This window comes from Rubrivivax gelatinosus (assembly GCF_016583785.1).
Taxonomy (GTDB): Bacteria; Pseudomonadota; Gammaproteobacteria; order Burkholderiales; family Burkholderiaceae_C; genus Rubrivivax; species Rubrivivax gelatinosus_B.
On record NZ_NRRU01000174.1, the window covers coordinates 1 to 5729 of the forward strand.

Genomic DNA, 5729 nt, shown 5'->3' on the forward strand with positions numbered 1-5729 from the left:
GTCATCGGGGTGGTGATCAGGGCTTGGGGTCGATGGTATTGAGAATGGTTCGCATCTACAAGCTTGTCCATGAGCTTGAAGCGGGATCGGGGTGGGCGGCAATCGCTGGCTGGCCGGCAGCACGGCGCAGCGGCGGGTGACGACCCTGCCCGGCGAGGAGTTCGTCGAGCGGCTGCTGCAGCACGTGCTGCCCAGCGGCTTCAAGCGCATCCGCCACTACGGGCTGCTGGCGCCGGCGGCCAAGGCGCAGCGCCTGGTCTGCGCCCGCGCGCTGCTGGCCATGCCGGCGGCGCAGCCCGCCACCCGGGAAGACGTGGCGGAGTTCATGCGCCGCGTGGCCGCCCTCGACATCGCCGCCTGCCCGCACTGCCGCGGCGGGCGATGGGTAGTGCTGGAGCAGCGGGGGCCGCAGCCGTGTGGCCCCGATGGGCGCGCGATGGACGAATCATGCCGTCGCGCCTGCCGCGGGCCACCGGCTCGGACGCCGGGATGAGCAGGCCCATCGCCCCAGACGCCTGCGGCCGCCGTTGCGGCAGGCCGCCGGTACGGCCTTGTCGTCATCGCGGCACCGGGCCTGCACGCGAGCCTCGCTGCCGATTGCACGACGCCAGAACGGGCGCCCGGCGTGGATGTGACGCGTCGATTTGCGGCAACACGGCCTCCGCGGCCCGGCGCCATCCACAGCGCAGCGGTTGCCGCAGCAGGGGCGCCACCTTACATTGCCCTATCACGCCTGCAGCGCGGCAGGTTTAGTCCAACACGGTTTATCTGCCGGGCGACGCCGGCGTGCGCCGGGTGAGTTTGCTCGGCGGCAGATAAACGCTATCCGTTAGGCCTCACAGTCACGCCCAGCATGGCCAAGTCTGCAGTTTCCATCCGCGTATGCGGCGGTGATCTTGAACCCGACGAGATCACCGCCGCGCTAGGTTCAGCACCTAGCATGAGCTATCGAAAGGGCGACCTGATCTCCCCTGGCCGTAGTGCCGCGGTTTGGAAGTACGGCATGTGGATACTCAAGGCTTCGGAATCAGAGCCGGCCGATTTCGAGAAACAGGTAGATCAGTTGCTTTCGACCTTGACTCTGGACTTTTCAGTATGGCGGTCACTGGGCCAACGGTATCAGGTGGATCTTTTTTGCGGCTTCTTCATGGATCATCGGAACCAAGGATTCACACTCGCCGTTCCGACACTGAGCGCTTTGGTCGTGCGAGGTATTGAACCGGGCTTCGAGATCTACGCTCCTACACCAGAAGAAGAAGCCGAATATTGGGCAAAGCAAGAAGGTACAGCGCATAAGGAGCCCGAGTGAGGCCTCTCAAGAAACTCCTTCCAAGTGATTGATGCAGGCGGAGTTTCTAGGCGGTGGCTGAGTCAGGCGTGACCGGAACGAGCGACATGCCGAGCCGCTGCGCCTTGCCCTGCAGGTTGTGCAGCACACGCTGGCGGTATCGCTCCTCGCACTAGGCCTGACCTTGATCGGTGTACTCCTGGCCCTTGCTCAGCAGGCTGCGGATCAGCCGGGCGAGCTTGTGCGCGGCCGCCGTGACAGCCTTGGACTTGTCCATGCGGGCACAAAGCCGCCGGTAGTACGCACCCAGCGTCGACTGGCTGAGGCGATGGCGCGGTTGGAGACCAGGCCGCGCGAGTAACCAGCAACAAGACCTTGAGCAGCATGGCCGGGGAGACGGCGGACGCTCCGGTCTCGTCGTCGCGATAGAAGGCGTCGAACGCGTCCAGCGGCACGGCGCCGGAGTCGACTAGGTGATTGAGCGCGAACTCGACGGAGCCGGGCAGCAACTGCTCGGCCAGCACCACCGGCAGGAAACACGGCTGGTTGTCGACGGGGCGGTATCGGGCCATCGCGGTGACGGTCGGGAAGATGACGAGCGATGTTGCAAGCGCAGTGCCGCGCCGATAGGCTGGCGCGAACCCGGACGCCGAGGGAGGCGCATGAAGAGACGGATCAAAAGCGCTGGTGTGGTATGCCGCGCCAGTCAGACCGGCTGCCGCCGAGGCGGGGTTTTTCTACAACTTCTTTAAAGAGCTTCACATGGACCGCGACCAAACATACGTAATCCCGTTGGACTATGGTGATCGCAAGGGCGAGCGCGATTTTGTTCGCGCAATCCTGAACCGATATGACCGAGATACCTTGGTCGGAGCCGTATTGTTCGTAAACAACAACCCGTACTCACTTCAGTCATTTCTTTGCCTGAACTTCTGGAAAGACTCTGAAGACTTTGAGCAGTGGCTGGGGGCCAATCATCCAACCAAGATGCGAGATTTTCGATTCCTCTTTTCGGAGATTGGGGGCGCCGTGTTTCAAAAGGGGTTCAACGTCCTCTCGTTTACGGACGATTCAATGCTGGACTTACAAATGTCAGAGGAGCCAAATGGAATCTACTTGTTCCCGGATCGCGATATAATGAATGAGAAATTTGGAAAGCCCAACACAGCAAGCACGCTATCGGTTTTCCTCTCGCATTCCAGCAGGGATAAGTCGTTTGTCGATTCCGTATTTTCCGAGTTACACAAGAACGACATTCGCGCCTGGTATGACCGCTATGAAATCCATCCGGGTGACAGCATTACCGAGAGCATCAACGAAGGCTTGCAGAGGTGCCATCTCGGGCTACTTTTCTTTTCAAAGAACTTCCTGGATCCACGGTCTGGATGGCCCATGAATGAGGCCAACTATTTCTTCTCGCAACGCATGCGGGAAAAGAAAAAGAACTTCATTGTTGTAAACCTCGACCTCGAAGTTTCAGAGATGCCGCCGCTTATGCAGGACTACCTATTCATTGATTGGCGTAGTCCTGGTGCAATTCAACAACTTGTTGACGCCATCACTCGTGAGCAGAGAACTCTATAACCCTGCGATCACACGGACCCTGCGCGAAAAGCCGCGCAAGGTCGGCAACCTCCACTACAAGGGCATCCCCACCTGTCAAGCAAATAGAGTCCCTGATGAATCGATCATCGATCTATCAAGGCACTTTGACGGTGTGCTGCCATTGCGCCGCCTGACGGAAAAGTAATCGAGGTGCGGACTGCTCAACTACAACCAGCCTTTTATGCAGCGTTCGATGCTGCTGGCCCTGATCAAAGACTCGCGCGGGGGCTCCATTCCTTAGCCGTGGTCGCCATGTCCGGTGCCGCAGTGTTATAGCCGCCCCCTGCGTAGGTCCATAACATAATGGTCACGGACATCTCCTTGCGTCAGCCGGGTGGAGGCTGAGACTGCAGAACCCCATCGTCGTACCGGGCGACCGTCCTTGCTTGATGGATAACCTCGGGCGGATGGGACGCTATGGGGATGTCCCTTTCATTCGTTAGGCCGCAAGACCAAAGTCCGCTTACTCGCAACCATGGCAGACACAGTAGATTCGCAGAAGCCACTCTGCTTCGTCATACAAGCCTTTGATGGCAACAAGTACGACAGGCGATACCACGAGACCGTTCGTCCCGCACTCGTCAAAGCCAAAGTAGAGCCTCAGCGCGCGGACGAGATCCTGGGACTCAACCCGGTGATTGAAAAGATCGAGCGGGCGATTGAGGCAGCGTCGATCTGCGTCGCGGAAGTGTCGGAGGACAATCCGAACGTATGGCTCGAACTTGGCTACGCGCTTGCGTTAAATAGGCCAACCGTGATCCTGTGCGACAGAGCTGTGCGCGCGAAGCTGCCATTTGACATCCAGCACCGGCCGGTGATCTTCTACCGAACCGACTCTCGGAGTGGCTACGATGAACTTGAGCGAGATCTCGTCAAGTTTGTGTCCTCTCAGCTCCAGACAGAGCGTCGCATCGCGAATACGCTCGCACTAAAGCCGGGAAGCGAATCAGCCACCGATCTCGAGAAGTACGAAGTGGCTATCCTGGCCACGGCATTTGCATTCTGGCCTACGCCCGTTGGAAGCATCAGCCACTGGGAGATGGAGCAGAAGCTCCGAACCATTGGGTACAACGACGTTGCGCTCGCGTTGGGCGTGACTAGCCTTGTCCGTCGGAATTTCATCATCGAACGTGCGGTTGAAGAAGAGACTGCCGACGGGCCTGCCGACATAAAGCACTATCAAGTCGCACCAGCTGGGGTCAGCTGGATTGAAAGCCACAAGGATCTGCTTGAGCTGACCTATCAGGAACCGAAGCGAAAGGCGAGCCCGTTTGACGGTTTTGATGACGAAATTCCCTTCTGACTCCACCGTAGGGGCCCAACCCCTCGCTCACCGCAACGCCAGCGGCAGGCCAGCAGCGCCGGTTAGCTAAAATTTCAGACCCAGTATGTTGCCGACATCAACTCCAATGACCATCACCCTTCGGCCCATCACTGCAGAGAACTTCGAAGATGTGGCGAGCCTCCCGCTCCTCGCGCATCAGCATGCATATCTCGCAAGCAACTCCTACTCAATAGCCCAGGCGAGCTTCTTCCCGTTCCTGGTCACCCGCGCCATCTACCTAAACGAGCGTCCTATCGGCTTCATGATGTATGCCAAGCCGGAGCCTCACGAAGACCAGGGTGAGTTCGGCATCTGGCGGTTCATGGTCAGTTCAGATCATCAGGGCAAGGGCTACGGGCGCCAGGCGCTGGCCAGGCTGATTTCGGAGATTCGCTCGCACCCAGATGTCAAGCGGATCTTCATCTCGTACAAACCCGAGAACGAGCCAGCCAAAATCTTCTACGCCTCATTTGGCTTTCGTGAAACCGAAGTCGACGATGAAGGCGAAATGGTTGCCGTCCTTTCTTGCGGAGAAGAAAGCACCAACGGCAGCTGATTGAACCAGTCACTACCCCTCGTGGCTCTCCGGCTGATTTCCCGAGCGCAGCTCGTGCCGCGGTAGAGGATCAACCCATCGTTCCACCGGTCGATGCGCCAACGTGCTGCGCGTCCCGAGACACTCGCTCCCCGAAATGCCCCCACGCCACCGCCTATTCGTCCGCGCCCAAGCGGTCACCCGCGCGCAACAACAGCTGGAACAGGACTCCTACCCCCGGCTGCAGATGAGCCTGATCGCCGCGCTGACGGGCGCCTTCGGCCTGCTCTCGTCGTTCGTGCTGCTGCGTCAAGGCGTGGACACGATGGCGCTGCGCTACCCGCTTGCCCTGGTCTGCGCGTACGCGATGTTCCTGTTCCTCATCTGGGCGTGGCTGCGGACCAAGGCATCGGACTGGGTCGACGTTCCCAACTTGGCCGACACGCTCCCTTCGGGCGGAACGACGCCCGCCAGCGCGCCCGTGCGAGCCGGCGGTGGCGGCGACTTCGGCGGCGGCGGTGCGAGTGCTTCGTTCGACGGCCAACTGCCGCCGGTCGGGTGCGACACCAGCAGCCCGGTGCCTGGCATCGGCGAGTCCATTGGCTCGGTGGCCGACGCCGACGAGTGGACGGTCCCGCTGGTGGCCATCGTGCTGGCCGCCGGCCTGGCGCTGGCGTCGTTCTACGTGATCTACATCGCGCCGGCGCTGTTCGCCGAAGTGCTGGTCGACGGCGCCCTCTCGGTCGCGCTGTACCGCTACCTGCGCGGCGACGACCCGGCGCACTGGCTGGTGACGGCGATCCGCCGGACCGCACTGCCGTTCCTGGCAACCGCCGTCTTCCTGGCCGTCATCGGCGCGGTGATGTCGGCCTACGCGCCCGGGGCACGTTCGATCGGTGAAGTCGTGCACCGGGTTCCAGCCGGCAAGTAGGAGCTGGCAGCCGGCATGGGCCGGCGACGGCCCCACACGCCCTCAC

General features: G+C 60.8%; 6 protein-coding genes. All 6 read left to right on the plus strand.

Features of this window, described 5'->3' with window-relative positions:
* Positions 1-91: 91 nt before the first annotated feature.
* The 6 genes from CKO43_RS24760 (at position 92) to CKO43_RS24785 (ending at position 5683) form a co-directional block, all read left to right on the plus strand.
* Positions 92-493: a transposase gene (locus CKO43_RS24760; RefSeq protein ID WP_346728414.1), complete on the plus strand. Its 402-nt coding sequence runs from the start codon at positions 92-94 to the stop codon at positions 491-493.
* 360 nt (positions 494-853) lie between these two features.
* Positions 854-1309: a DUF4279 domain-containing protein gene (locus CKO43_RS24765; RefSeq protein WP_200232251.1), complete on the plus strand. Its 456-nt coding sequence runs from the start codon at positions 854-856 to the stop codon at positions 1307-1309.
* A gap of 666 nt (positions 1310-1975) precedes the next feature.
* Positions 1976-2872, plus strand: a complete 897-nt coding sequence (locus CKO43_RS26400; RefSeq protein ID WP_200380335.1) for a TIR domain-containing protein — start codon at positions 1976-1978, stop codon at positions 2870-2872.
* Positions 2873-3368: 496 nt separating this feature from the next.
* Positions 3369-4196: a hypothetical protein gene (locus tag CKO43_RS24775; protein ID WP_200380336.1), complete on the plus strand. Its 828-nt coding sequence runs from the start codon at positions 3369-3371 to the stop codon at positions 4194-4196.
* Positions 4197-4302: 106 nt separating this feature from the next.
* Entirely contained in the window at positions 4303-4773 is a 471-nt protein-coding gene (locus CKO43_RS24780) for a GNAT family N-acetyltransferase (protein WP_200380337.1), read from the plus strand.
* Between the two features lie 103 nt (positions 4774-4876).
* Positions 4877-5683: a hypothetical protein gene (locus CKO43_RS24785; protein WP_346728415.1), complete on the plus strand. Its 807-nt coding sequence runs from the start codon at positions 4877-4879 to the stop codon at positions 5681-5683.
* Positions 5684-5729: the final 46 nt, after the last annotated feature.

Coding starts and splice junctions, on each gene's coding strand:
- CKO43_RS24765 (WP_200232251.1), top strand. CDS start 854: ATGGCCAAGTCTGCAGTTTCCATCCGCGTATGCGGCGGTGATCTTGAA.
- CKO43_RS24775 (WP_200380336.1), top strand. CDS start 3,369: ATGGCAGACACAGTAGATTCGCAGAAGCCACTCTGCTTCGTCATACAA.
- CKO43_RS24780 (WP_200380337.1), top strand. CDS start 4,303: ATGACCATCACCCTTCGGCCCATCACTGCAGAGAACTTCGAAGATGTG.